Origin of the sequence: Endozoicomonas sp., assembly GCF_965196975.1 — a bacterium.
Taxonomy (GTDB): domain Bacteria; phylum Pseudomonadota; class Gammaproteobacteria; order Pseudomonadales; family Endozoicomonadaceae; genus Endozoicomonas.
The window spans coordinates 4,126,939-4,152,752 of sequence record NZ_OZ239981.1 but is presented as its reverse complement, the minus strand read 5'-3'; the positions used below and the strand labels follow the sequence as shown (position 1 = coordinate 4,152,752).

The window sequence follows — 25,814 nt, the reverse complement described above, 5'->3', positions numbered from 1 at the left end:
ACTCAATTTTTCTAACAAATCTCCAGTATGGAACCAGACTTCCCAGCTACTCCGTTTACCGAAGCTCTCCTTAAAGAGAATGAAGAGCTTCGGACCGAGAATGCGCTTTTACGGGAACGTTGCAGCGAACTGGAAGAAAGGGTTAATAAAAACAGTCAAAACAGTAGTAAGCCACCATCGTCAGATGGTTATCAAAAGCCCAGTAAAAAAGGGAGTGATAAAGGTGATACATCTTCCAAAGAAGCCCCCTGCTCCTCACAGGAAACACCGAACCCCAAAAGCCTTAGACCATCTTCAGGCAATAAACCAGGTGGCCAGAAAGGTCATCAAGGCTCTTGTTTGAGACGTGTCGCCTTACCCGATTATGTCAGGCATCTGAAGGTTGAAAAATGTTGCTGTTGCCAGTCTTCGCTTATCGATATTAAACCCACCAAATACATTGAGCGACAGGTTTTTGATCCAGGTAGACCCGGAGAATTTGAAGTTACCGCGTACTGGGCAGACGTTAAAGTATGTCCTTGTGGTAAACGGAACACCGCTGAGTTTCCCCAAGGAGTGAAAGCCGCTGCTCAATACGGAGAAGTGACTCAGGCAATGGCTGTTCATTTAAACCAGTATCACTTCATCCCATATCACCGGGTGTCTGAGTATTTCAATACTATTTATTGCATGAGTGTCAGCGCAGGCTCTGTTGCCAATTTTGTTGCCTATACCCATGAGAACCTGGCCTCTACTGAGCAGAGTATCCGCGATGCTTTACAAGAAAGTCCGGTTGCAGGAGCGGATGAAACTGGCATGCGGGTTGACGGTTCACTGTGGTGGTTACACATTATGCGAGATGACCAATGGACGCTTTACTACCTCTCAGAAAGGCGAGGTTGTGAAGCAATGGATGCAATGGGCATCCTGCTGACTTTTGCAGGCATTCTGGTTCACGATCATTGGAAGTCCTACTTTGCCTATGCGGCAGTGCATGTGCTTTGTAATGCCCATCATCTGAGAGAGCTTCAGGGAGTTGTCGATAGGGATGCGAATAAGCTGGCTCTGCGGCTGATGAAATTGCTTACGCTCTCCTGGCACTTCTGCAAGAAATACAAAGCAGCCGGTCTGACTCAAATGCCTGGTGCAATACAGCTTCGCATTGAGACGATATACGACCAAATCCTTCAAAGGGCTCTCACGAAGGAAACCGCTTATATGGAAAAACAACGACAGGTGCTTGGACGTAAGAAGGTCAGGAATACCAAGGCCTACAACCTGTTCAAAAGGCTTATTGAGTTTAAGGTTGAAACGTTGCGCTTCATGTCGGACTTTTCAATTCCCTTCGATAACAATGGCAGTGAACGTGATGCCAGGATGGCCAAACTTAAGCAGAAGATCTCAGGCTGCTTCAGAAGCGAAGACGGAGGTACCATGTTTACCCGAATCCGAAGCTATTTATCATCTGCTAAAAAGCAGGGGTTGAACATATTTCAGGCGCTTCTTAAAGCGGTTCGAAATTACAACAATACGCCTTTGCTGGGTGCTGAATAGTTACCAATAATGAATACTGATGTTCCCATATACTGTTACTCCTACCATCGCATATCGACCAACAGGCAGTTAAGCGGTGGTGGGATTAAACGGCAGATAGAAGCCAGTCAGGCAATATGCAGGGAAAAAGACTGGATCATGGATACCTCTTTCCAGTTAACCGATATTGGAAAGTCTGCGTACCATGGAAAAAACCTGGATGATCGAGCCGCCCTGGGCGGCTTTCTTAATGCTGTGGATGATGGCCTGATCAAAAGGCCAGCCGTCCTGCTGGTAGAAAGTCTGGATCGACTCAGCCGGGCAAATATCATGGATGCTCTTGAGTTGTTTATCCGAATCCTCAATGCGGGTATCACCATCTATACCCATATAGATGGCATGACGTACAACAAGAATGAAATCCAGAAAAACTTTTCTCCTCTCCTGATTTCAATCACCTTAATGTGCCGCTCCCATGAAGAGAGCGAAACCAAATCCAAGCGCATCAAACAGAGCTGGAAGCAGATGGAGGATACGCTTCGTAATGGTGGCCTGGGCCGCTCAACCATTTATCCGCACTGGATTGATATCAGCAGTGGCAAGCCAAAGATCATAAAAAACAAGGCCAGGGTGATTCAGGACATTTTTAGACTGTGTGCCAGAGATAACCTGAGCTATGTGGATATCTGCAATACCATAAACGACAAGTATGGCGATGTTTACAACGCCATCCCCAGTAAAGTTCAGAGAGTGCTCAGATCCGTTAAAGTACTGGGGCTTTACGAGGCCAGTAACAAGGAACATATCAACGCATTTCCTGCCATTGTGGATGAAGATACTTTCTACCTTGCTCATGCCATGATAGCCAAGCGTAAAAAAATGCTGGTAGGCAGGCCTGAAAAACGGGCAGTGAACTTTTTTAAAACACTGATGTTCTGTGGTGATTGTGGTCGATCTATCTGTAATGTGGGGCGAGGGCAGACCAGTGCTTTTCTTTGCTACAGCCACTATATAAAAAAGAAATGCGGGCAGAAATCGTCCCTTGGTGTGAATCGATTCCAGACGGCGCTGCTTTATGCGCTTTCGCTGATTGATAAAGACGATATGCTGGAAAAGACAGCCAATAAGGAAAAATCAAAGCTCTCCAAGACTATCATCAGTCAACAATCCCTGATCGATGATAAAAAACAGCGCATACACAATCTGGTTGATCTGATTGCTGCGGGTTCAAAGACCGGCATAGCAGTAGCAACTAATCTCGAAAATGAAATAGAAACAGCAGAAAGAGAACTTGAGGTGCTCACCAACAGGCTTGATATGCTGAACTCGCCATCAATGGCATCCAGTATTGGGTGCTCTCTCTGAATGATTGAAACAATAGTGCTCTATTTTCACAGCTACTATGGGAACACCACTCATAATAGTTAACTGTCATGCCCGCTTCTGTTATTTCCAGCTCTACCAAAAGCATCGTTTTGCAAATTGAAGTTTCTATAGATTCAGGCAACATGCTGAATCTTGAAGATAGTTTACAGCGTGCACTCAATGAAGCCGGGCAGCTTGGAACAAAAGAGTTATTGGGGCTATTTGAATCACCCAATAAAGAACCTATCGTCGTTAATCAGCAGAAGTGGAACTACAAAGGAAAGGTTCTTAAGCACTATGAAACCTTATACGGTCGTATACCTTTGGAGCGCTCCGTATATCAGGGTGTCAGAGGTGGCAGTACTCTGGCAGCACTTGATCTTCGTGCCGGTATTATTGGTTCAGCTACCCCCAAATTTGCCAAGTCTATCGCCTGGAAATACAGCCAGATGCCAGCGCCTGCGGTAAAAGAAGATTTTGAGACCAACCATCAAAGGACGCTTTCAAATTCTTATATCAAGCATTTATCGGACAGAGTAGGTGCATTAATTGAAGACCAGCAAGACACTCACTACCACCTTCCTCCACTAAAAGAGCCTGTTGAAACAATAGCCATTGGTCTGGATGGAACCTGCATGCTGCTTTGTGAAGAAGGCTGGAGGGAAGCCATGTGTGGGACATTGAGCCTATATTCTGCAGATGGAGACAGGCTCCACACGATATATACAGCCAGTTCGCCAGAGTATGGTAAACAAAGCTTTATGAGCAAGCTCGACGAGGAGATTGCAGATCTAAAACGACTCTACCCAAATGCCACATACATCGGGGTAGCTGACGGGGCTAGAGAAAACTGGAGTTATTTGAAACAACATACCTCTGGGCAGATACTCGATTTTTATCATGCATCTGAATATTTAGCTGGAGCAGCGGAAGCACTGTTTCCAACCAGTAAGGCGAAGCGACACCAGTGGCTTGAAGACAGGCTACATAGTTTGAAAAACAAGCGTGGAGCAGCCAAAAAAATCCTTCAGGAAATTGAATCAGCCGAGCTCCCGAAAAAGACAATCGCACTGACAGAGAAGCGCTACAAAGCTGTGAGCTATTTTACAAACAATCACCAGTTAATGAATTATCATCAGGCGCTTAAACGCCATTGGCCAATAGGTTCAGGAGTTACTGAAGCGGCTTGTAAGACTCTGGTAAAGCAACGATTATGTGGTTCTGGAATGAGGTGGAAAGCAACAGGAGCGGAAGTGCTTTTGACAACAAGAGCACTGATCCAGAGTAAGGGGCGCTGGGAACAACTTTGGTCTGAGTTCATGACTGGAAAGGTTGAAGCTAACCTATGAGTCAGTTATCAAATTGAGAGAGCACCCCCAGTATTGATCATGTCAGAACGTTTCATCGACGGTTTTTGTTACAGCAAGCCGAAAAGAAAGACCAGCAGCCATTCATTGAATCTCTCAGTCAGCTGGTTGAGAAAATCATTGTTCATTCTCCGAAAGAAGGCTTTAGAACCAAGGTTACGATACACCTGCACTCAGGTATTGTGATTACCGTGTTGGTTAAGAAAGATTACGAGTCAGAAGTGTTCAAAGGGGCAAAGCGAATAGGAAAATATGTTCCTGAAGTTCAAAAAAGAAGAAGAGGGGCTTTAGATAGAGCAGCAGTGTAGTTCATCATAAACAGATGATAAGTTCATAGTATTCGTGAGTACGCTGTATTCGTTGACAGGCTATTAACATCAATGTATTCTTGAATACGTTGAAGTTGATGTCTAGATATAAGTAGGGTCATGTCATGGGTATGAAAACTGTTACCTCTCAGCAACAGGTTATAAAAAACATTCAGCAGTTTAACAAAGAAGCTAACTCTTTCTTAAATGGGGCTGATATTAGCGAAAACGTAGAAACTTTAGTTAGAAACATTCCTCACTATAGAGCATGGTATTGTTTTATTGATCAAGATAGTGGTGATTATTTATTTGCTCCATCGAAGTACATTGGGTATGCCGATATTAATGCGGCCAGTTATCATGAATTTAATCAAAATGGGTTAGATGGTCGACAAACAGAGAGTGTTCTATCAACTTGGTACAAGACCATTGATGAGTCAGATAGCCATGAGATGTATCAAGATTTGTGTGAAAAGCTAAGAGAGTTTTGTTCTATATTTGGAAAGAAGCCGAATTCATTATTTCGGATAAACATCCCTTTTGAAAAGTCTTTAGACGTATCTTTAGAAAATGATGTTGTCAACTTCATTTGGAAAGCGTTCCAAAATCTTTCTCCTGACTCTCGGCAACAACTGAGAAATAAAATTACCAGATATAGAGACTGATTTGATTATTGTCTAAGGTTCTTGAGTCCGATCTATACAGCTGACTCAAGAACCTTTTACTTTATTTCGATTATCTTGAATCCATTGATTAACAAGGGATACCAGGACACTGCACTCCTTGAGATTTTTCTCTTTCACCAAAGCGGCAAACTCATCCACCGTATCATTAGCAATCACAAATGCATAAACAAGCGTGTCATCCTTTATACACTGCTGAATAAGGTCGGTGCTCTCTTCTTTTTTTGTATGCTTGTCCAAGGCATTGCCTCCTTAAAAATCAATATCCGTATCAAAGACATCAAAATGGTCAGCATTAAATCCCTGTGGTTTTGGGCGATCTCCGAGGTTGTCGTTCCATTCGCTGGGTGTGCCGGATTTTACTGTAAAATCATAAGCCCTGACCCGCTGCCAGCGTCCGTCTTGAATAACCTCTATACGACAAGGTTCTTTCATATCCCGAACCTCGTTAATCCGGTTCAGTGCATCGCCGGTGTATTCCGGGCAGGGTTCATGATTAACCCGTTTTACCCACCATATGACCGCTTTTTGCCGTGCATATCCCCCATGTTCAAAGCACACCCACTCACGAATGGTTTCCAGACCACAGCGATAAGAGACCTGCACTGAGGGCGGTTTGTCTGATTTTTCATGAAGGGTATAAATGATTTCATCCACATCCAGCCATTCCGGTTCAATCTGGTTGGCCAGCAGTGCAGCACTGGATGCTTCCGCTTCGTGCTTTTCCCGCTCTGGGAATTCATAGTTGCAGGCAGGGCAGATCCGCAGGCCTGCCAGGAGCAGCTCAAAACATTCTGGGCACTCCTTAATCGGTGGTTCTCCTGAGCCTTTGCCTGCTTTTATACGGTCTACGGTGATTCGGTCGATGGGACCGTGCCGTTCAACATTGCCGCCATAATCCAATACCAGGCAATCCGACTTTCCGGTATCAGGGCTGATGCGAAGACCCCGTCCTAAAATTTGAACGTACAGTCCTGGGGATTTAGTGGCTCGAAGCAGGGCGATCATATCGGTCAGTGGTGCATCAAAACCGGTGGTCAGTACGCCCTGGCTGGTCAGCGCTTTAATCCTTCCTGCTTTATAGTCCCCCAGTATTTGAGCTCGGTTATCTTTTGGGGTTTCTCCGGTAATGCACTCGGCCTCGATGCCTCCAGTTATCAGCAGTTCTTTTACCTGTTCAGCGTGAGCCACACTGACACAGAAAATCAGCCATGCCCTCCGCTCCTGACCGTACTGAATGATTTCAGTCACCGCTTTCTCGGTAACATCGTTCTTGTTAACTGCCGCTTCCATATCGCTGGTGAGGTAATCACCCTGCCGGGTTCTGACGCCAGCAAGATCAATGTTCTCTTTTCCAGCTTTGGAACGCAGAGGTGATAGAAAACCATCGTCGATTAATCGCTGAATGTCGGTCTCGTAGACAATCTCATCAAATAGGGGCTGCTTTCCTTCCGTCAGCAAGCCTTGTTTCATGCGGTAGGGGGTGGCGGTAAAACCAACAATTTTCAGTGCAGGATTAATGTCTCGAAGACCAGCAATCAGTCGAGAGTACATCGTTTCTGAACTTTCACTATTGAGCAGATGGCATTCATCAATAATGAGTAAGTCACAGCGACCTAATTCCTCAGCTCGTTTATGAACACTCTGGATGCTGGCAAACAAAATTTGAGCATCAGTATTTCTGGAATTCATTGAGGCTGAGTAAATACCCGCTGGAGCCTCTGGCCATTGGGTAATGATCTTTTCATGGTTCTGTTCAATGATCTCTTTCACATGCGACAAAATGAGAAACCGCTGGTCAGGCCAATGCTGCAAAACACCATGGATAAAGTCAGCAATGATCACGGACTTGCCACCCCCGGTACTGACACAAACCAGCGGGTTGCCATCCGAGGTGCTGAAGTAGCGGTAAATGGCATCAATGGCTTCCTGCTGATACCAGCGGAGTTCAAAAGCCACGATCAAAACCCTTCATCTGGTTGATGATTTGATTGGCTACACGCTCAGTCGCTTTGCGATCCATGGTCGTTGGTTTCCCATCCCCACTTTTCCTTACCTGAAGCATCTTATCCGCAATGGTGTAAGCAAAGTTGACGGCAGGCTCGATGCCAGTGCCCCGGTTGCAGGCGAACTCAGCCATTAATGCGGCAATGGCAAACAGATCCCTGAGTTGGATGGACTGGCTCTGAAACTGGGCTAACTGATTTTCCAGGTCATTGATGGTTTCATGGCATGCTGCCTGAGCGTATTGATCAAATGATGATGTATCTTCGATCAGATAGTGGCTGACCTGTGGATAAAAATTGCCTTGCTGATAGTCGGTTATGCACAGCTCGCTGTTTTCATTGATACCAACCAGGTCAATTTGATCTCCGATGGGCAGATTACTGGCTGCTATAAATCGATAACGTTTTGAGTGATCCATTGCTTATTTCCCTTTTCATTGATTACTTTGAATCGTTCCATCAAATTGCGCTTTCAGCCCTGCCACCGCTTCATCGGTCAAAAGGCGCTTGTCTTCTACTGCCTGTATTTCCTGTGAAGTGAACTGCCCTTTATCCGTACCGGTAACAAATTCCTCACCCGTAGCTTTCAGGCGATAGCGTATCCAGTACTCACCGCTATCCGTGGGCTCGGCGAATTGATCTAACAGGTAGGGGTTATAAAGGTGGAGCTCACAACCTGACTTCTGTACAGATTCAGGAATGTCCATATCGTGACGGGTGCAGTGCCACTCACCGTCCTCAATTGGCGTGCTGTGCATACAGGTGCGGCAATTCACTGCAGGCGCCTTCTGACCGTGGCAGATAGCCTGGTGATCGCAGAACTTGCAGAGATACCAGCTGGGGTCTTTGGTGATTTTGCTCAGCGGTCGGTCACTGGCAATGATGCTCTCGGCTTTCTGTACCGTCGCTTTACCAATGACCGGATCAAGACAAAGCCGCTCACCATACAGCTCATCCGTATTTTTATTCACAGCTATATAGAAGGCTCTGGTCAGTTGAGGATTGGCCAGATACATATAGACCTGCATCTGAATATAGTGCTCTGGCTTGGCTTCCTGCACTCCCTTCTTGACCAGGTTGGTGAAGGACTTTTCATTGTGGGTTTTCATCTCAATCAGGTGCCAGGTTTTGGGGGCTTCAATAAAACCCTGACCAACACCATCAAATGAACCGCCAAAATGGCCATTGCAGGCAGAAACTCTGAACTGATTGCCAGTGGCTGGATCGGTTTCAAACACTGTTATTCCAATACTGCGCAGATCAGATACAAATCGTTCCTCTGCAAGATGGCCAGTTTGAAAGAGTCGCAACAGTTGGCCGGAATGCTTAACTTCAGTACACCAGTGAAAGGTGTACCACAGAGCCCGGTCACAAGGGCGACCAATGATAGAGCCACCCAAGTGAGCCCGGAAGGCATCGCCCTGGCTGTCCTCATAATGCTGAACAACAGCCTTGATGGTGGTTCGATTGGATTCGGGGATTTTCACAATGATTCACCTTCCCTGATGCGGTTTTACTTTTGCTTCCTGTTTAACCTTCTGGCAATCCGTTGGGCTTTCCGTTTCCGCTTTCTCTCGGTTTTGGATGGCCGCCGTTTGGTGAATCGTGCCTTATCAACCTTCCAGCCGGAGGTTCCGTTAGCGTTGAAAACCATAACGTTCTTCCCTGATTAAAGGGGGCAAGCCCCCTGTTGCTGATGACGGGTTACTTTTGTCCCCACGGTGGTGCAGAGTATTGAGTCGCAGGATGGGGAGCCTGTGGTGCAGGAACAGGATTGTGAGCTGGCGTTTGCTGTTGCGGTGCGGGTGCCTGCTGCATCGACTGACCACCGACATTGATCCACTTTTTCACTTCATTTTTAGGGCCATAGCCGGGATCGTTTTTGATCACCACCCGAACCCGTATGACTTGATTCACTAGTTGGTCAGTGTCGCTGATCATGGGCTGGCCAATCGCGTGAGCAATACGGCTTAACTCCTTTCTGCCGATTTCCTCTGCCCTTGGGCTCCGATTTTCAATGTTGTGCTGTGACCAGAGTTTCCGGCTTTCATACTGACCTTCCATAATGGTGTAGGTCAGTTTCACCATGCGGCCTCCCGTCTTGGTGTTTTCCAGCGATGATTCGGTGATCATGGTCAGGTACTCACCAGCAGGAAGCGGCTCAAACTCATCGGTGGGATCGTAGTCACCGGCATTAAAACCTAACTGTGCCATGGGTTATCTCCTTATTTATGGACTTGGTTTTTGGGTCAGTGCGTCACTAAAGGCCTGCCAGTTGAGCGGAAGCTCGGGCGGCAGACCGTAGCGATTTTTGGCGACAAAGCTCGGACGAGCTTCGGTATAGAGGTACCGTTGGCCGGTACTGATGCCACGGGTTTTCACCTTATTGAAACCGGCTTCCTCTTTCTCAATGACGGTTTTGTAATCCGCGAACAGCACACAATCCACGGACTCCATGATCAGTTCGCTGGCGCGCTTATGAAGCTTGATCTGGTAGCGGTCATAACTGTCGGTCATTGGACTTTCGAACCGCTTGATTTCGGAATGGGCAATCAGAATAAAGGCCATGCCTTTGTCATTACGAAGGGCAAACAGCGCACTCAACAGTTGCCGCCATAAATCCAGGGCGAACATAAAGCCCCGGCCATACCCGAAATCTTCAACCGAGTCGTAACGCTCTCCTTTCGGGCCAACATAGTGCTCGCACAGGTGCTGCCAGATCATCGGTTCCAGATGGTCTAGGCTGTCAATCACGACCGTCTGAAAGTGGTGCTCGGATGTATAGAGTGAATGCAAGGCATCCAGCACGTCCTGAAAGGGGGTGCTCTCTCTGAATGATTGAAACAATAGTGCTCTATTTTCACAGCTACTATGGGAACACCACTCATAATAGTTAACTGTCATGCCCGCTTCTGTTATTTCCAGCTCTACCAAAAGCATCGTTTTGCAAATTGAAGTTTCTATAGATTCAGGCAACATGCTGAATCTTGAAGATAGTTTACAGCGTGCACTCAATGAAGCCGGGCAGCTTGGAACAAAAGAGTTATTGGGGCTATTTGAATCACCCAATAAAGAACCTATCGTCGTTAATCAGCAGAAGTGGAACTACAAAGGAAAGGTTCTTAAGCACTATGAAACCTTATACGGTCGTATACCTTTGGAGCGCTCCGTATATCAGGGTGTCAGAGGTGGCAGTACTCTGGCAGCACTTGATCTTCGTGCCGGTATTATTGGTTCAGCTACCCCCAAATTTGCCAAGTCTATCGCCTGGAAATACAGCCAGATGCCAGCGCCTGCGGTAAAAGAAGATTTTGAGACCAACCATCAAAGGACGCTTTCAAATTCTTATATCAAGCATTTATCGGACAGAGTAGGTGCATTAATTGAAGACCAGCAAGACACTCACTACCACCTTCCTCCACTAAAAGAGCCTGTTGAAACAATAGCCATTGGTCTGGATGGAACCTGCATGCTGCTTTGTGAAGAAGGCTGGAGGGAAGCCATGTGTGGGACATTGAGCCTATATTCTGCAGATGGAGACAGGCTCCACACGATATATACAGCCAGTTCGCCAGAGTATGGTAAACAAAGCTTTATGAGCAAGCTCGACGAGGAGATTGCAGATCTAAAACGACTCTACCCAAATGCCACATACATCGGGGTAGCTGACGGGGCTAGAGAAAACTGGAGTTATTTGAAACAACATACCTCTGGGCAGATACTCGATTTTTATCATGCATCTGAATATTTAGCTGGAGCAGCGGAAGCACTGTTTCCAACCAGTAAGGCGAAGCGACACCAGTGGCTTGAAGACAGGCTACATAGTTTGAAAAACAAGCGTGGAGCAGCCAAAAAAATCCTTCAGGAAATTGAATCAGCCGAGCTCCCGAAAAAGACAATCGCACTGACAGAGAAGCGCTACAAAGCTGTGAGCTATTTTACAAACAATCACCAGTTAATGAATTATCATCAGGCGCTTAAACGCCATTGGCCAATAGGTTCAGGAGTTACTGAAGCGGCTTGTAAGACTCTGGTAAAGCAACGATTATGTGGTTCTGGAATGAGGTGGAAAGCAACAGGAGCGGAAGTGCTTTTGACAACAAGAGCACTGATCCAGAGTAAGGGGCGCTGGGAACAACTTTGGTCTGAGTTCATGACTGGAAAGGTTGAAGCTAACCTATGAGTCAGTTATCAAATTGAGAGAGCACCCCTGAAAGGAGGTCATCAATGGGAAGGCATCCACTTCCAGTTTTCCCAGACCGTCCTCGGTACAGATAAAGCACGGAGCGGGAGCACCGGCAGCCAACGTGGTTTTACCCACACCCGCCGACCCATGCAAAGCAAGCGCCGGAGCCTTGAAACCCTGTGAACGACTGATGGACTTGAGAGTAATCGCCATTACTTGTCCTCCAGTCGCTCGTACTTTACCGCTACCTTTTTGGGTTTGGTGGTAATGGCTTCTGCCACAATGGTGTAGTGAGCTGGATCAAGCACCTGCAAACTTTTCAACTGCTTGGTGTTCAGCTCAACCTTTGTACGCACCAGATTGGCAGACAGGGATTGGGGAATGCGCTTACTGACCTCTTCCCATTTCTGCTGATCCAGTAATCGGGTAAAGCCAGAAGAGGTGGTGACCTTGTAGTAGTCACCCTTGCTGGATTGACTGCCTTCTTCTTTAACGCCCACCACATCGCATAACTGCTGCTCAATATCGAGACGGTGATTCCTGGCGTGCTCCTCGTTTTTTTTGGCCAGCTCCAACTCGTAGGCGAGCTTGTCCAGCCGTGAAGCATTATTGCTTTCGGTCATCGCAATTTCCTTTGGTTACCGGGGAGTGTTGGACTCAGTCAGTCATGAAGCAGATCGCTGAGTTCCGGGATGGACGTCACCATCAGCTGCTGATCATTGGTCAGATCAATCAGCAGCTCCCCGAAACGAAAACGACGGGGGATGGCTGTCAGCTGACTGACTGGCGCTTCTGGATCATTGAGCTGGCGGTTGTAGTCCTGGATCACGTCAAGCAGAGCCGCAGCAGCGGACTGGGACTCGGACTGAACAGCGGTGATTTGTTGCGAGAGGTGCTGGGCTTCGCTGTGCAGCGAAACCACCTGTTGTGCGAGAGTGCTGATAACATCCTGAACAGCAGAAAAATCCGTTTTGTTCATGATCGATTAGGCAATCTGTTTAGTATTGTTAAATAAAGACTGCCTACACAATCAGTGGATGTCAATGAATGTTTAAAATTTGATTAAGGTTTGTTTTTCTGGTGTTTCTTTCAGTGTGGTTTTACCGTGCTGAAAATACCAATGACCGTGCCGTGGTACTTCAGGCTTTCAACCTGCAATCGGGGAGAGTTGGGGTTGAGGAACACCACGGTATCCTGCCCGTTCACCCGTTCGTAAATGCCGAGCATGATCTCTTTATCTTCCAGTACGCAGATATTGCCTTCTTTGAGGGGTGGTTTTGGATCAACGTATATTGTGCTGCCTGCAGGAAAGCTGGCTCCAGAGCGTCCCTGGCTATCCATGGCACTGCCACGCACGTTCATGGCGTACGTCATTCGACTGCACAGTATCGGGCAATACATCAGTGGGGTGTTGTCGTCACAAACGTTCTCTTCCAACCATTCACCAACAGCCTCATAGCCCAGTACGGGAACACCTCGTCCCTGCGGTTTGTTGCGGTCACTGCCCTTGGCCAGATACTCCTTTGGAACATCCAGTGCTGCGGCAATCTTGTACTGGATTTTGGACACGTTGTAGTCGGTGTAACTGCTGGATTCGCCCAGCCAGAGAGAGATGGTGGCGCGGGTAACCCCCAGCTTTCTCGACAGGTCGGATTGCGACATGCCTCTTTCTGCCAGTAACTCCTTGGTGCGTTGCTTCCAGTTCACGATGCGATCCCTTGTGGTTTTGGCAAACATTGACGAGTTGTTGTCTAAAACCATTATGGGGAAAAGTTGGTGGCTTAAACATACTGTATGAATATCCACTATTTTATTAAACAAAAATTGACAATGTAAAAGGCCGGGTTCAATAATCTGATCTCCACAACTTCCAAAAGGAACCGGAAGATGGTGATCCCACGAGAACCTACCCAACCAAAAACCCCGGGTCAGCGGATTCGGGCCTACCGTCTCGAACGAGGCATCAGTATGGAGCAGATGGCGGAGTTCCTCTGCTGCTCAAAAGGCGAACTCTCCCAGATAGAAAACGGCCATAAGTCCATTTCCCGTATGAAGCAATTGCTCTGGTCCTGCATGGTGCCCCACTGGACACCGGAAATGCTGCAATCCGATGACGTCAGTTCATAAGCGATATGTCTCCCCTTGTTGCATAAAGAAAAAAGGAACTCTTTGTATGGAAGCGAACTTGCCCAACACTGCGGCAGAAGCGTGGAAACTGAACGAAGCCGGGTTATCGATAGTCCCGCTCGGTTCCCCTTTTGAAGCACCGCCTGCCTGGTTTATAGAAGGACGCTGTTCAGGGGATGTAGAGAAAGCAAAAATGGAATGGCCAAAAGCACCGCGCTTTCGCTGGAAGCAGTATCAGGACGAAGCCCCCGATGACAGTGCGATTGATAACTGGTCCAGGCTCTACCCACATACCAATTGGGCGATCATTACCGGGTACGGGGTTGTGGTGGTGGATGCCGACAGTGCGGAAGCTGTGCAGTTTATTGAAGATGGCAACATTACCCGGACTCCATTACGAGCCCTCACCAGTAAAGGCAAGCATTACTACTTTCAGGTCAACCCGGACTATCCCATTCACAACTCAGTAAGAAAGAACCGGATCGACCTGCGTGGGATCGGTGGTTACGTGGTGGCACCGGGAAGTACCCATGCCGACGGCACCCTTTATCAATGGGAAACCGAAGGCTACATGGCGATTGATGATCGTCATGATCTGCCCATGCTGACGCCGGATGATATTGCCGCCATCAATGGTTTCAATGGTCAATCCGTTGAAGATAAGCCGGTGGGTGATCTGGGCTTCTCTACCGATCAGTACCCACTGCCACACGACGGGAGCAATCTCGCAGAGGGTCAGGGTCGCAATAATGCCGCCGCCAGTATGGCTGGCCAACTGCTTAGGCAGAACGTCTCTCTTCGGGAAGTGAAGTCGATTCTGGATCAATGGAACCAATCCAATAATCCACCACTGTCTGATGCCGAGCTGAATACCACCATTGCCAGCATTTCCCGAACCCATAACAGCAATAATCCCGGTTCGGCCATTCTGATCGAACCGTTGTCCGTGACCAAGCCAGAGTTTGCCTTTAGCCATGTGAAGGAACTGGTTAAAGGAGTGAAGCCCATCAACTGGTTGATTAAGGGCTTTCTGGAAATGGACAGCCTGTCGTTGATGTTCGGTGAGCCTGCCTGCGGTAAATCATTCACTGCGATTGATCTGGCCTGTTGCGTGGCCACAGGGAAGGATTGGCATGGCAAGCCAGTTAAGCGTCAAGGTCCGGTGTTTTACATTGCCGGGGAGGGTTTCAACGGGTTATCCCGTCGTTTGATGGCATGGCAGGTATCCCACGGCTACAACCTGCGCAATGCTCCCATCTACATCAGCCAGTGTGCAGCTTCCCTCACAGACCTGGGCAATGCCCGTTTAGTCAGTGCCAGTATTCAGGAAATTGTGGAAGAAACCGGTGGTGTAATTCCTTCCATGATTGTCATTGATACGCTGGCGAGAAACTTCGGACCTGCGGATGAGAATGCCACCAAGGAGATGAACACTTTCATCAACCACATCGATCAGCTGATGCGTGCCAGGTATCAGTGCAATGTATTGATCGTTCACCATACCGGTGTTGGCAGCAAGGATCGGGCGCGTGGTAACAGTGCGCTCAAAGGTGCCCTTGATGCCGAGTATGCTGTGGTTAAGTCGGACGACGAGGTCACTATAACCACCAAGAAAATGAAGGATGCCGACGAGCCGGAGCCGGTGAAGTTTCTTTTTAATCCCGTCCGCCTCCCTTTTGTTGACGAAGAAGGGGAGCCTCAATACAGCTGTGTATTAAGGGAGTTTGCGCCTGATGAGATGCAAAGCCTGAAAATCAAAAAAGGGCTGGAAACCGTCCTTGGCGATCGACAGCGAAAAATTCTGGAGACATTAAACCGATTAACCAGTAATGCCCGAAGTAACCTCATTAAAGGCAGCCGTGATCCTTCCTCAGCACGAATAGAACTTCGAAATCTGAAAGATGAGTGCTTTGAGCAGGGATTTATTGCCTCCAAACATTGGCGAAGAACCGTTGATGCCATGATCCAGCGAGGCTTTTTGACGATTGAAGAGCCATTTGTATTCGTTTCTGAAAAAGGTCAGGAGGCGCTCAATCATGAATAAGTCAGTTGGTTATTTCTTGATCAAAAAAGACCCAACCCAACCTATTGTTGTCTTTGTTGATTCTGGAGCCCCCTCTCAATGCCCTAAGCCCTTTATTTTCAGTGGGTTGAGAGGTGTTTGATGCCTTTAGCCGCTGACCCCACCCCACCCTCTCTCTCTTTAGAGAGAGGTGGATAAGGGGGCGGTCAAGGGAAGCATGGCAAAAAAGAGGGTAAGGGAACCCATTCGGAAGGGAATTTCAAAAGCAGGGAACAGGGAAGAAAAGTGATGAAGAAAATCATTATTGGAATAGACCCAGGGCTGACGGGAGGTATAGCCATTCTGGACAGCAGGAATAAGGAACTCATCCGGGTGGAAGATATGCCCATTATTCCGGAAGGAGGAAAGAAAAAAGTCAGCGGCCATGGTCTGATGAAAATCATCGGAGGCTATACCCGGCACCAGGTGGAGATGGTCTATCTGGAAAAAGTGGGAGCAAGACCAGGACAGGGCGTGGTCTCCATGTTCAACTTTGGTCGTTCGTATGGAGCTGTGGAAGCTGCAGTCAGCTTAATGGGTTTTCCCCTGACCTATGTGACTCCTCAACGCTGGAAACGCTCTGCTGGTCTGATGGGCGCTCACAAGGACGCATCCAGAGGCAAAGTATTGGATCTCTACCCGGATGCAGACGTTCATCGAAAAAAAGACAATGGTCGTGCTGATGCGGTGCTCATTGCCCGATATGGAGAATCACAATGAAACTTCGGTCAGCAAGACAGGCAGTACATGACGCTTATGCAGTACATCTTATGGGCAAGAGTACTGGCATCAATTCAAGAGAGTACTGGGAAGAAGGTCAGTCGAAAAAACCGGACAATAACCAACAGGTCTGCAATGCGGTGGAAGCAGGCATGGTAATCGCAACGGTAGAACGCTTGGAAGAACCCTATTCCTCCTGGGCTAAATGGGCATACGGACCGAGAACTGAGCATACGCTCCCTGAACAGGCGCGGTTCTTCAAATGGCTGGAGCAGGACGTTATGAGTCGTCTGGAGGGGATGGAGCGAAATCTCCGGCAGGCAACGCGTGACAAGGTGCGAGATGTAGTGGCCTATACCGTGCTGGATTACCGCAGTTATTCCGCCAATGAGCGCCACCTGTACCCAGTCAATTTGATCATCAAACGCTGTAAAATTCATCGCCAGAATTGGAAGCGGGATTTTCAGTTCTGGCATGAATATTATTGGAATCTCTGTGATAGGCAATTAGACAGGTCGGCCTTAATTCCAGTTTCCGAGGTCATAAATCGACTTAAGCATGGTAAAGGGCATGCATACTGAAAATGAATTTCTTTTAACGTCTTCGAGGTAGGCATATATTGAAAACCTATGTCATGATTAGTTAATATCTTTATTGGCTTGTCGAAGCCTGCTACCCATCTTGGCAAACCCTAACCGGACGACAATATGCAAACAAAAATCGCCATTCTCTTTTGAAATTGCGGCGGGAAGTGGGTACCTGATTGCAATGTAAGGAAGAGAAAGTATGAACAATTTTCGCTTTGTATCCCGCAAACTAATCAAGACAATCAAGAACCAAGCCAAGAAAAAATCAAAGGCGCTTGGTATAAGCCATATGCAAGCTCTCAATGATCTAGCTGCAAGTCGTGGTTTCCATCACTGGCATCATATGAGTCAGTGCATCGATAGATCACAGAGAATTACGGAAGATTCTGTGATTATTAGATTTACTCACGAAATGGCCGTACCAGTTGAACCTTGGCTATTACATTGCGGTTTTAGGAAACTGGAAAGAAGTAGTCGCATTGCTGATTTTCTGTTCGACCATGCTTCTGAAGGCAAATATTCCCCCTTTGGGGGGGAAGATTTCTATCTCAAATATCAAGACAAGATATTTGTTGGCGAAGCTTCAAAATATCGCGACGTGCGAGCTTTTGTTGATTCTTTTTTTGAAAAGTGGGGGTATTGGTCAGAAACACCTCTGTGGGATAGCTGGTCACCTGAAGATCTTCTATTTCGTGGTAATTACAAAACTTGGGAAGAACTCACCTTTGATGAAAACGAGGATATCCTCTTTGATTTTGATTGTTATGCTGGTGCTGATTAATGAACAAATTGAAAATATTGGACTCCATTGTTATAGCGCAGGCTAGTTAGCCGCCGAACAGTTAGTGATCAATACTTGCTAATGAGAACAGAATCGAGTAGTTTTTAAGAACACTCAAAAACCTCAGCCAGAAATGGCCCGAGGTTTTTTTTCGCCCAAAATTTCCCCCTGTGCAGGACGCACCATGACTGACCTCTCCGACCGTCTGGATCGCATTGATGTGAAGCTGGACAGGCTGAGTGAGGCCGTCTCTCAGCTTGCTCGGATAGAAGAGCGCATTTCCCACCAGAATGACAATATGAATCAGCTGGATTCAAAGCTCAGTGAAATGGAAGCAAGGATAAGAGCCCTGGAACTTCAGGGCAGCTCTCGTGGTGTATTGCTGGCAGGGATTGAACGGTTTGGCTGGTTGGTCGTGTCTGCACTGATTGGCCTGGTCGCCTTCTTTTTCAGGAAGTGAAGCAATGACGCCAAGGACGGAAACCAATTACATCGTGATCCACTGCTCAGCTACCAGAGCGGATCAGGGAGTAACCACAGACGATATTCGGCGCTGGCATGTGGAAGAGAATGGCTGGTCGGATATCGGGTACCACTGGATCATTGAGCGCAATGGCAAGATTCAGCATGGCAGGCATGCACAGGTTCAGGGTGCTCATGTTCGAGGTCATAACCATGAGTCCATTGGTATCTGCATGGTGGGTGGTATCAACCAGAATGGTGAACCGGAAGATAATTTCACGTCTGCCCAATGGCTGATGCTGGAAATGCTGGTTGAATCTCTACAGCTGCGTTATCCAGAAGCTCAGGTCGTTGGTCATTACTATTTCACGCCCTACAAAACCTGCCCGAACTTTGTGGTTGAACATTGGCTGGAGACCATCGAATGAGCTGGGCTGCGGCAATTCCTCTGCTGGGTAAGGTGATTGAACGCATCATTCCTGATCCTGAAAAAGCTGTCCAGGCTAAACACCAACTGGTGGATATGGCGGTTAACGGCGAATTGGATGAGCTGGCTCAGCGTGCCGGAGTCATCAAGGCTGAAGCTCAAGGTGATAGTTGGTTACAGCGGTCATGGCGCCCCATTGTGATGCTGGTATTTACCGCCCTGATCGTATGTCGCTGGCTGGGCTGGTCAGCCCCTGATTTGTCAGAAGCGGTTGAACTCAAACTGTTCTCCATCGTGCAGCTGGGTATTGGTGGTTACATCGCCAGTCGTGGGATTGAGAAGGTGGCAGACAAGATAAGGCGCTAAGGATGGCAGCTAAAAAATACAAGATGGTGGATCGTAAAGTCAGCGACCTGATCCCCTATGTGAACAATTCCCGGGTTCACGATGAAGAGCAGATCATTCAGATTTGTTCATCCATCAAAGAGTTTGGCTTTACCAATCCTGTGCTGATTGATGAGAGTAATGGCATTATCGCTGGCCATGGTCGTTTGATGGCAGCGAAGAAGCTGAATCTTAAAACCGTTCCCTGCATTGTGTTAGCCGGGCTGTCTGAAGCCCAGAAAAAAGCCTACATCATTGCTGACAATGCCATTCCGCTTAACGCCTCCTGGGATATGGAAAAGCTGGCTCTGGAAGTGGATGCACTTCAGGCAGAGGACTTTGACCTGAGCCTGCTCGGTTTCAAAGATGATTTTATGGTCAGCTTGTTTGATGACCCGGAACCTGTGCCGGAACAGAAACCCAATGGCGAGGAATACACTGAAATCTTCAACATTCTGGTGGAGTGTGAGAACGAAGCCCATCAGCAGGAAATCTACGACGAACTGACACAGAAGGGACTGAAATGCCGAGTTCAAAGTTTGTAGTAGAGTCTGCCATCAAACCTTCCTTCCGCACCGAGAAGGTCAAAGGGATGTTTGATATTGATATGGAGTCGGTGAAGAAGGAGTTCGACGTTGATATTCCCATTGAAAACAAGCCCTGGAACATCGGCCTGATTGTCGGTGCCAGTGGTTCTGGTAAGACGACCATTGCCCGAGAAGTCTTCAAGGACTTTGAACTGTTCTCCGGGTTTAACTGGTCAGATCGTTCTGTAGTGGATGATTTCAGTGAGGATCTGAGTGCAAAGCAAATTACCGAATCGCTGAGCAAGGTGGGATTTTCCTCACCTCCTGATTGGCTGAAGCCATTCGCAGTGCTCTCTAATGGCCAGAAGATGCGGGCAGAGTTAGCCAGGCTGATTCTGGAATCCGACAAACCGGTCATTTACGACGAGTTCACTTCGGTAGTGGATCGTCAGGTGGCCAAGATCGGCAGTGCGGCTATCCAGAAGTTTATCCGCAAGGAAGGCAAGCAATTCATCGCTGTCAGCTGCCACTATGACATTGTGGAGTGGCTGCAGCCGGATTGGGTCTACGATTGCAATAAGCATACCTTCAAGCGGAGGCGTCTTCGGCGACCTGAAATCCGCATTGATGTCCGCAGAGCGGACCAATCCGAATGGCCATTATTTAGGCCATTTCACTATCTGAGCAGTGAGCACAATCGTTCTGCTCATAAATACATTGCCGAGATTAATGGTGAGGCAGTGGGTTGGTGCAGCGTCTTACACTTTCCTCATCCGAGCAATAAGAAGCTGAAACGCCTGCACAGAACGGTGGTATTACCTGATTATCAGGGGCTGGGCATTGGTTTTCAGTTGCGCTGCTATATCTGCGAGCTGTACCGGAAACAGGGCTACAAAGTGAATACCGTGACCACCTCACCTGCTTTGATCCATGCGATGAATAAATCCGATCGTTGGATCATGACCCGCAAACCCGGACGGGTCGGCATGCCTGCTCAGTCGATCCTGAGTAAGCATTCGTTCGATCGGTTGACCTGTTCATTTCAATATGTGGGTACGGATTGAGCATCATACAGGATCGGTTCTACGTCGATCTGGCGGGGCATTTGATCATCGCAATAGGTTACACGATCAATATTGAAATCATCGTGTGGTGACGATTTACCGGTGTTTGGTGTTGATCCGATAGTGCATGAATAATCATCAGCCTCAAAAAAAGCAGGCATCATCGCCTGCTTGGTGAGGATTGAATCCGGAATTAGATGCGGAATGTCTCCTCGTCCTTTTTACCGCCGTTTTTAAAGCATTCGGAAAGATCATCAACCGCAGATTTCAAGGCGCTGATGATGGCGGTGGATTGGGCGTCGGTGTACTCATATTTGGTATCGTTGGCCAATGATGAGATGGATTTCAAGACCCGCAGGGCTTTGGGTACACGGACGTTCGCCAGTTCAGCAAACTTTTCAGAGTTGGACTTTTTGGTTTTCTTATCATCTTTTTTAGCTGGAGTTTTAGCAGTGGTTTTAGCGGTGTTTTTGTTAGTAGCCATGATGTTGCTCCTTTGCGTTGTTTATTGTTTGTGCACTTTTACTATGGGTAAACTGCCGTATATCTCAAACTTTATTCTGCTTTTTAAATCTCTCTACATGGTTGATATAACGATCATTTTTTCAGTAGGTAATGGCTTTCAAACAGTCAAATTAAAAACATCGTGGGTCCCTGCAATGTTTAATTTTTTGCGGGTACGATCGGGCGCGGGTTTTGTTAGTGACAGGTCTGAAAACGAGGTATACACAGGTATACAAATCATCATTAACTTTCTGATTAATCTGGTTAATTCTTTAGTCATGCCGATAGCACTGTTTACCAGTGTTTGAGTGAGATTTTATGGATAGCCTACAAGAAGCCAAAACGGCATTAATTCAAGCTTGGCCAGCAATTCAGGAAGAATGTTTGGGGGTTCTTGGTTCTGAATTACATTATCAGGCCATGATTTACCATTGCCTCAGACAATATGGTGCTGTTCCCAAGAATCAGTTGGGTATGAATGTCAAAATGTGGATCAGAGAACCTGTGACAGAGCTTTTCCAAAAACTTGCGGTTAGCAAGCGCACTGGTTATCAGACTGGTTTTGAACCTATTCCTGATGTGGTGATTTTTGATCAGCAGATTGATTCTGATTGGCGAAGGCGGAATCAAGAAAAAACGCTGCTTCATATGTTCATTGCCATTGAAGTTAAAGCATCGGAAAGAATGAATGGACGACTGAGGCCAAAAGAAATAACTACTGATATTGAAAAGTTGGTTGCACATAGGACTGAAGCTCAACATCGAGGAGGGCAGATGTTACCAGTGATGCTAATCATTGATTCTGCCCCGCTTGAGAATGAAAGAATGACTTCCGAAGCTCTAAAGTCTATTAAACAAATCGCTGCAGAAAATCGAGTTGAATTACTTTACTGCGCCAGAGGCAGGAGCTATTCATCGTTTGATGATGTGGGCTGAGTTTTAATCAGCCATTGCTCAATCGTTAACTCTCTGGGAATACGCTGCTGGAGCCAGTCATCAATTAACTTCTCAACCAGGTTTCGGAACTGACTTTCATCGGGAAAATCCCACGGCTCAAATTCTGGATGCTGTTCACATAATGCAATCCAGAGTTTAGCCGCCAGTGTTTCAGAGACTTCATAATCAAACACGCCGGGAAAGCCTTCCTCGTCATTTTTTGAGTGTTCGATCTCGCTGATGATCTGGCTATAACGGCAAAGGTTCTGGATGAGTTCCAGTTCACCATCACCAAACAGTTCGGCCGGTGTGCGGGTCTGGTCACTTAATTGATCCAGTACTCCGGCGCAAAAATAGTAATGCGTAATCAATTGGGCTTCAGTATTCATGGCTGTTGTTCTCCGTTATTAATAATCGATGGCCAGCATAATGGTCAGTACCCGGATGGTTTTGGTTAAGTCCGTGGCATCTTCCGAACCGTGCTCCATATCCGGGGCGTAATAATCGAACTTGGCGATGATCCATTCATCTTCAAACTTGAAGCGGAAACAGTCGTGTTCATCGTGGGGATCATTCTGCTCATTGAAGTGGTCAAATTCGGCAATGGCTTTCAGCAAGCCAACTTTGTTTTCAATGGTGTGCTGCAGGTTGGCGGTCATCGTGATTTCAAACCGGCAATTGATCAGAGCAAGGCTATTTTTTACTTCAAGATTCACCAGTGACTTTCGCACTGCATCATTCAACGTGGCGATTTCATTCATAAGCACATCCTTTATTGATTCATTTTTTGTTGTCGCAGTAGCTCTATAGGGGATGGCCACGGTAAGTCGAGAAAATTTAAGACAAATGTCCATATTGAATGAGATGGCTGTAGGTATGACTTCCCATGGCACTGATTTCTCAAGCGGAATTTGCCAGACAGCAGGGCTTCACAAGGGGCTATGTCACGAAGCTGATCAAAAAGGGCATTGTGAAACTGAAAAATGGCAAGGTGGATTCAGTGCAGGCACAGCAGGCTATGAAAGCCAATGCTGATCCAGTGACGCTTATCCGCTCTGATCAGTCAGCTGACCTTTCACCGACACAACCAGGAGCCGTTGACTTTGTCACTGCCCGCACTATGCGGGAAGCCTTCAAAGCAAAGATGGCGAAGCTGGAGTATGAGGAAAAGAGCGGAACCCTGACGGATGCTGCCAAGGTAAAGCAGGATGCATTCAAGGCTGGGAGGATTATTAGGGATGAACTGCTGGCCATTCCTGATCGAATGGCGGATGTGCTGGCTGCTGAAGATAACCCTTATGAGGTGACCAAACTGTTACGTGAGGAAATAGAGCAGGCATTGAGTGCATTGATCAGTCGCACAAAATAAAAAAGCCCTGATCAACAGGACTGAATCGGAAATAAAACGTCAGAGTTATTGTTATTTTGGAGCTCGGTTATTGTTCTTGTTAGAAAGAACATCCCTGTATTTTTTGCTTTTATTCCGTTCGTTAAATCCCTGCAAACTGCGCTTCCCCCCTAACAGAACCCACCCTGTTGTTGTTATTTCGTCCCTGGTGCCATCCTGGCATTCGGTTCATCCTGAAAGGGTTCTGACTGTCATCCTTGCAATGGGTACTTATCATGTACCGTGCCAATTCTGAGCTTTTTCAGTAATGCCAAGGGGTGTGAACTCTGTCACAAATTTACAATCTCTTTAGATTTGGGTAGCTGTTACGCCTATTTGTCACGGATATAAACAAACAAGTGTATGAAAAGTCCCTATTTTTCAGGCTTTTTTGCGGGTTTGAAACCAGACACTAGACTGACCGTGTCTGAATGGGCTGACCAGAAACGAATTCTTCCTGCCAAGGCGACCAAGGAAGCTGGTCGATGGCGAACTTCCCGCACACCGTATCTGAAAGAGATCATGGACTGTCTGTCGCCATCGTCGCCTGTCGAACAGGTGGTGTTTATGAAGGGTGCCCAGGTTGGCGGTACGGAATGTGGCAATAACTGGCTTGGCTATGTGATTGACCATACGCCGGGTCCGATGATGTATGTACTGCCCACGCTGGATATGGCCAAGCGGACATCGAAGCAGCGGATTGCTCCGATGATTGATGAAATGCCGGATCTTCAGGAGAAGGTCAAAGACCCGAGAAGTCGGGACAGTGGCAATACCCTGCTGACCAAAGAATTTCCCAATGGGGTTTTGATTTTTACCGGGGCAAACTCTGCCGCAGGCCTTCGCTCCATGCCTGCCCGTTTTCTGTTTATGGATGAGGTGGATGCCTATGACGATGATGTGGATGGTGAAGGCAGTCCAATCAATCTGGCCATCAAGCGAACCGCCACTTTCAGCCGTAACCGCAAGATACTAATGGTCAGCACGCCCAACATTGCCGAGACCAGCAAGATTGAAGCGGCTTATGAGGCCAGTGATAAACGACGCTATCTGGTTCCCTGCAATGGCTGCGGACACTCCCAACCGATCGTCTGGGCTCAAATCATTTTTGATAACCATGACCCGACAACCACACGGTTTGAGTGTGTGCAGTGTGGCCATAAGCATTATGAAAAAGACAAACCCAAACTCCTCAGTCATGGTCACTGGCAGGCTGAAAATGAAAAGAGCAACAAGGTGGCCGGTTTTCACCTCAGCTCACTCTACAGTCCCAATGGCTGGTACAGCTGGCAGAATGCGGTTGAGGATTTTTTAGCGGCCAAGAGTAATCCTATTCAATTCAAGGACTGGACCAATACCGTCCTCGGTGAGGCCTGGACGGAAAGAGGCGAAACCGTTGAGCATGCTTTGCTCTATCAGCGACGGGAACATTATCCGGCAGAGGTGCCCTGGTGGGTGGAAATACTGACTGTCGGTTGTGACGTTCAGGATGACCGCTTTGAATTTGAAGTGACTGGCTGGGGAGCTGGAGAGGAAAGCTGGTCTATTGATTATGTCCGTTTATACGGTGATCTATCCCGGCAACCCATATGGGATGCCCTGGCGGATATGCTGCATAAAACCTACACCCGTCAGGATGGTACCAGAATGAATGTGGCTCAGGTTTGTATCGACTCGGGTGGTCACTACACCGATGAGGTGTATGCCTTCTGTCGTAAACAGGGCGCCGACTGTGCAATACCAGTCAAAGGATCGTCGCAGGCCGGCAAACCGATCGCCACCTTCCCAAAAACCAAAAATAAGAAAGGGGTCTACCTGACGCTGATCGGGACGGATACTGCGAAAGAGTTGGTCTATCAGCGTTACCGGATTCTAGAGCCCGGACAGGGTTACTGCCACTGGCCAGTCAAAGAGTGCTTTGATGAAGATTATTTCAAACAGGCCACCGCCGAAGAAAAGATAAAGAAGTATCGGCTTGGTGTACCGTACTTTACCTGGGATGCCAAGAACCGCAGAAATGAGGCACTGGATTGTCGGGTCTACTCACTGGCCGCGATTCGTATTCTGCAACAGCACCGGGGCATTAATCTGGAGTTACTCGCCAGAGGTCGACCAGCACCAGAAGATACGCCTGATCCCGACGTTGAAGAAACCAGTAACAAGCCGAAAGCACTCCGTCGATCCTCCCGCAGCTCCTACCTTCAGAGATAACCACCATGATTACCGAGGCAGAATATCAGGCCCTGAAACGGGCAGTGCTCCTGCGTGAGACCCGTACTGTGGAATTTGAAGGGCGCCGGGTGGAATACAGCAGCTTTGCAGAAATGGAAAGGCGGCTGCAGGCCATTGAGAGGGAGCTGATTAAACAGCAGAAACGGCCAAAGCAGTATGGTATTTATTCAACCAAGGGAGTTTGAGC

Annotated in this window: 34 protein-coding genes; 21 read left to right on the top strand and 13 right to left on the bottom strand. The window is 47.5% G+C overall.

The features are described 5' to 3' along the window. Nucleotides 1-27 precede the first annotated feature (27 nt). From tnpC to ACOCLE_RS18710, 5 genes are all read left to right on the top strand, one after another. On the top strand, nucleotides 28-1,533 hold the full coding sequence (gene tnpC, locus ACOCLE_RS18730; protein WP_419532963.1) for an IS66 family transposase: 1,506 nt from the start codon (nucleotides 28-30) through the stop codon (nucleotides 1,531-1,533). Between the two features lie 9 nt (nucleotides 1,534-1,542). Next, on the top strand, nucleotides 1,543-2,877 hold the full coding sequence (locus tag ACOCLE_RS18725) for a recombinase family protein (protein WP_419533744.1): 1,335 nt from the start codon (nucleotides 1,543-1,545) through the stop codon (nucleotides 2,875-2,877). Nucleotides 2,878-2,945: 68 nt separating this feature from the next. Further along, nucleotides 2,946-4,226 carry an ISKra4 family transposase gene (locus ACOCLE_RS18720; protein ID WP_419532972.1) on the top strand — a complete coding sequence of 427 codons (1,281 nt, stop codon included), beginning with the start codon at nucleotides 2,946-2,948 and terminating at the stop codon, nucleotides 4,224-4,226. 65 nt (nucleotides 4,227-4,291) lie between these two features. After that, nucleotides 4,292-4,552 carry a hypothetical protein gene (locus tag ACOCLE_RS18715; protein WP_419533743.1) on the top strand — a complete coding sequence of 87 codons (261 nt, stop codon included), beginning with the start codon at nucleotides 4,292-4,294 and terminating at the stop codon, nucleotides 4,550-4,552. A gap of 125 nt (nucleotides 4,553-4,677) precedes the next feature. Continuing rightward, nucleotides 4,678-5,217 (top strand): hypothetical protein, encoded by a 540-nt coding sequence (locus ACOCLE_RS18710; protein WP_419533742.1) that lies wholly within the window; start codon nucleotides 4,678-4,680, stop codon nucleotides 5,215-5,217. A 45-nt stretch (nucleotides 5,218-5,262) separates the two neighbouring features. Here ACOCLE_RS18710 and ACOCLE_RS18705 read toward each other — a convergent pair whose 3' ends face one another. The 6 genes from ACOCLE_RS18705 to ACOCLE_RS18680 form a co-directional block, all read right to left on the bottom strand. Next, nucleotides 5,263-5,475 (bottom strand): hypothetical protein, encoded by a 213-nt coding sequence (locus tag ACOCLE_RS18705; RefSeq protein WP_419533741.1) that lies wholly within the window; start codon nucleotides 5,473-5,475, stop codon nucleotides 5,263-5,265. Between the two features lie 12 nt (nucleotides 5,476-5,487). Further along, nucleotides 5,488-7,194, bottom strand: coding sequence for a DEAD/DEAH box helicase (locus tag ACOCLE_RS18700; protein WP_419533740.1), 1,707 nt, complete (start codon nucleotides 7,192-7,194; stop codon nucleotides 5,488-5,490). Continuing rightward, nucleotides 7,184-7,660 (bottom strand): hypothetical protein, encoded by a 477-nt coding sequence (locus ACOCLE_RS18695; RefSeq protein WP_419533739.1) that lies wholly within the window; start codon nucleotides 7,658-7,660, stop codon nucleotides 7,184-7,186. The genes ACOCLE_RS18700 and ACOCLE_RS18695 overlap by 11 nt, the downstream gene beginning before the upstream one ends. A 15-nt stretch (nucleotides 7,661-7,675) precedes the next feature. Continuing rightward, a complete protein-coding gene (locus ACOCLE_RS18690) occupies nucleotides 7,676-8,728 on the bottom strand; it encodes a hypothetical protein (RefSeq protein WP_419533738.1) in 1,053 nt (350 codons plus the stop codon). A gap of 217 nt (nucleotides 8,729-8,945) precedes the next feature. Beyond that, nucleotides 8,946-9,455, bottom strand: coding sequence for a DUF669 domain-containing protein (locus ACOCLE_RS18685; protein WP_419533737.1), 510 nt, complete (start codon nucleotides 9,453-9,455; stop codon nucleotides 8,946-8,948). Nucleotides 9,456-9,470: 15 nt separating this feature from the next. Continuing rightward, nucleotides 9,471-10,145 carry an ATP-binding protein gene (locus ACOCLE_RS18680; protein ID WP_419533736.1) on the bottom strand — a complete coding sequence of 225 codons (675 nt, stop codon included), beginning with the start codon at nucleotides 10,143-10,145 and terminating at the stop codon, nucleotides 9,471-9,473. Here ACOCLE_RS18680 and ACOCLE_RS18675 point away from each other — a divergent pair. Next, nucleotides 10,144-11,424, top strand: a complete 1,281-nt coding sequence (locus ACOCLE_RS18675) for an ISKra4 family transposase (protein WP_419532972.1) — start codon at nucleotides 10,144-10,146, stop codon at nucleotides 11,422-11,424. The genes ACOCLE_RS18680 and ACOCLE_RS18675 overlap by 2 nt on opposite strands. On the opposite strand, the gene ACOCLE_RS18670 is transcribed toward ACOCLE_RS18675, so the two are convergent. The 4 genes from ACOCLE_RS18670 to ACOCLE_RS18655 form a co-directional block, all read right to left on the bottom strand. After that, nucleotides 11,419-11,640, bottom strand: a complete 222-nt coding sequence (locus ACOCLE_RS18670) for an AAA family ATPase (RefSeq protein ID WP_419533735.1) — start codon at nucleotides 11,638-11,640, stop codon at nucleotides 11,419-11,421. The genes ACOCLE_RS18675 and ACOCLE_RS18670 overlap by 6 nt on opposite strands. Then, nucleotides 11,640-12,050 carry a DUF7173 family protein gene (locus ACOCLE_RS18665; protein WP_419533734.1) on the bottom strand — a complete coding sequence of 137 codons (411 nt, stop codon included), beginning with the start codon at nucleotides 12,048-12,050 and terminating at the stop codon, nucleotides 11,640-11,642. The genes ACOCLE_RS18670 and ACOCLE_RS18665 overlap by 1 nt, the downstream gene beginning before the upstream one ends. Before the next feature lie 38 nt (nucleotides 12,051-12,088). Continuing rightward, nucleotides 12,089-12,406 carry a hypothetical protein gene (locus ACOCLE_RS18660; RefSeq protein ID WP_419533733.1) on the bottom strand — a complete coding sequence of 106 codons (318 nt, stop codon included), beginning with the start codon at nucleotides 12,404-12,406 and terminating at the stop codon, nucleotides 12,089-12,091. A 110-nt stretch (nucleotides 12,407-12,516) separates the two neighbouring features. After that, complete coding sequence (locus tag ACOCLE_RS18655; protein ID WP_419533732.1) at nucleotides 12,517-13,164, bottom strand: helix-turn-helix domain-containing protein; 648 nt, start codon at nucleotides 13,162-13,164, stop codon at nucleotides 12,517-12,519. A gap of 231 nt (nucleotides 13,165-13,395) precedes the next feature. Here ACOCLE_RS18655 and ACOCLE_RS18650 point away from each other — a divergent pair, with 231 nt between their 5' ends. From ACOCLE_RS18650 to ACOCLE_RS18600, 11 genes are all read left to right on the top strand, one after another. Next, complete coding sequence (locus ACOCLE_RS18650; protein WP_419533731.1) at nucleotides 13,396-13,554, top strand: hypothetical protein; 159 nt, start codon at nucleotides 13,396-13,398, stop codon at nucleotides 13,552-13,554. 46 nt (nucleotides 13,555-13,600) lie between these two features. Beyond that, nucleotides 13,601-15,598, top strand: a complete 1,998-nt coding sequence (locus tag ACOCLE_RS18645) for an AAA family ATPase (protein ID WP_419533730.1) — start codon at nucleotides 13,601-13,603, stop codon at nucleotides 15,596-15,598. Beyond that, nucleotides 15,591-15,719: a hypothetical protein gene (locus ACOCLE_RS18640; protein ID WP_274520562.1), complete on the top strand. Its 129-nt coding sequence runs from the start codon at nucleotides 15,591-15,593 to the stop codon at nucleotides 15,717-15,719. Before ACOCLE_RS18645 ends, ACOCLE_RS18640 begins: the two co-directional genes overlap by 8 nt. Nucleotides 15,720-15,862: 143 nt before the next feature. Beyond that, nucleotides 15,863-16,336, top strand: a complete 474-nt coding sequence (locus ACOCLE_RS18635; RefSeq protein ID WP_419533729.1) for a hypothetical protein — start codon at nucleotides 15,863-15,865, stop codon at nucleotides 16,334-16,336. After that, entirely contained in the window at nucleotides 16,333-16,917 is a 585-nt protein-coding gene (locus ACOCLE_RS18630) for a bacteriophage antitermination protein Q (RefSeq protein ID WP_419533728.1), read from the top strand. The genes ACOCLE_RS18635 and ACOCLE_RS18630 overlap by 4 nt, the downstream gene beginning before the upstream one ends. A gap of 205 nt (nucleotides 16,918-17,122) precedes the next feature. Continuing rightward, the gene (locus ACOCLE_RS18625; RefSeq protein WP_419533727.1) at nucleotides 17,123-17,704 is read left to right on the top strand and encodes a hypothetical protein; all 582 of its coding nucleotides are present in this window, start codon (nucleotides 17,123-17,125) and stop codon (nucleotides 17,702-17,704) included. A gap of 184 nt (nucleotides 17,705-17,888) precedes the next feature. Then, nucleotides 17,889-18,164: a hypothetical protein gene (locus ACOCLE_RS18620; protein WP_419533726.1), complete on the top strand. Its 276-nt coding sequence runs from the start codon at nucleotides 17,889-17,891 to the stop codon at nucleotides 18,162-18,164. A gap of 4 nt (nucleotides 18,165-18,168) precedes the next feature. Then, entirely contained in the window at nucleotides 18,169-18,594 is a 426-nt protein-coding gene (locus ACOCLE_RS18615; protein WP_419533725.1) for an N-acetylmuramoyl-L-alanine amidase, read from the top strand. Further along, a complete protein-coding gene (locus ACOCLE_RS18610; protein ID WP_419533724.1) occupies nucleotides 18,591-18,959 on the top strand; it encodes a 3TM-type holin in 369 nt (122 codons plus the stop codon). Before ACOCLE_RS18615 ends, ACOCLE_RS18610 begins: the two co-directional genes overlap by 4 nt. A gap of 2 nt (nucleotides 18,960-18,961) precedes the next feature. Then, nucleotides 18,962-19,522, top strand: coding sequence for a ParB/Srx family N-terminal domain-containing protein (locus ACOCLE_RS18605; RefSeq protein ID WP_066015954.1), 561 nt, complete (start codon nucleotides 18,962-18,964; stop codon nucleotides 19,520-19,522). Beyond that, entirely contained in the window at nucleotides 19,501-20,568 is a 1,068-nt protein-coding gene (locus ACOCLE_RS18600; RefSeq protein ID WP_419533723.1) for a GNAT family N-acetyltransferase, read from the top strand. The genes ACOCLE_RS18605 and ACOCLE_RS18600 overlap by 22 nt, the downstream gene beginning before the upstream one ends. Before the next feature lie 193 nt (nucleotides 20,569-20,761). Here ACOCLE_RS18600 and ACOCLE_RS18595 read toward each other — a convergent pair whose 3' ends face one another. After that, a complete protein-coding gene (locus ACOCLE_RS18595) occupies nucleotides 20,762-21,052 on the bottom strand; it encodes a hypothetical protein (protein ID WP_083232630.1) in 291 nt (96 codons plus the stop codon). A gap of 338 nt (nucleotides 21,053-21,390) precedes the next feature. Here ACOCLE_RS18595 and ACOCLE_RS18590 point away from each other — a divergent pair, with 338 nt between their 5' ends. After that, complete coding sequence (locus ACOCLE_RS18590; RefSeq protein WP_419533722.1) at nucleotides 21,391-22,008, top strand: hypothetical protein; 618 nt, start codon at nucleotides 21,391-21,393, stop codon at nucleotides 22,006-22,008. Here the strand turns inward: ACOCLE_RS18590 and ACOCLE_RS18585 are convergent. Together ACOCLE_RS18585 and ACOCLE_RS18580 are read right to left on the bottom strand one after the other, a co-directional pair. Then, a complete protein-coding gene (locus ACOCLE_RS18585; protein ID WP_419533721.1) occupies nucleotides 21,981-22,397 on the bottom strand; it encodes a hypothetical protein in 417 nt (138 codons plus the stop codon). The two genes, ACOCLE_RS18590 and ACOCLE_RS18585, sit on opposite strands and share 28 nt — an antisense overlap. An 18-nt stretch (nucleotides 22,398-22,415) precedes the next feature. Then, nucleotides 22,416-22,769, bottom strand: coding sequence for a DUF3768 domain-containing protein (locus ACOCLE_RS18580; RefSeq protein ID WP_419533720.1), 354 nt, complete (start codon nucleotides 22,767-22,769; stop codon nucleotides 22,416-22,418). A gap of 125 nt (nucleotides 22,770-22,894) precedes the next feature. Between ACOCLE_RS18580 and ACOCLE_RS18575 the strand changes: the two genes are divergently transcribed. From ACOCLE_RS18575 to ACOCLE_RS18565, 3 genes are all read left to right on the top strand, one after another. Further along, nucleotides 22,895-23,377: a hypothetical protein gene (locus tag ACOCLE_RS18575; RefSeq protein ID WP_066015958.1), complete on the top strand. Its 483-nt coding sequence runs from the start codon at nucleotides 22,895-22,897 to the stop codon at nucleotides 23,375-23,377. A gap of 417 nt (nucleotides 23,378-23,794) precedes the next feature. Next, nucleotides 23,795-25,606: a phage terminase large subunit family protein gene (locus ACOCLE_RS18570; protein ID WP_419533719.1), complete on the top strand. Its 1,812-nt coding sequence runs from the start codon at nucleotides 23,795-23,797 to the stop codon at nucleotides 25,604-25,606. A 5-nt stretch (nucleotides 25,607-25,611) separates the two neighbouring features. Then, nucleotides 25,612-25,812: a phage head-tail joining protein gene (locus ACOCLE_RS18565; protein WP_419533718.1), complete on the top strand. Its 201-nt coding sequence runs from the start codon at nucleotides 25,612-25,614 to the stop codon at nucleotides 25,810-25,812. The last annotated feature ends 2 nt before the right edge of the window (nucleotides 25,813-25,814 follow it).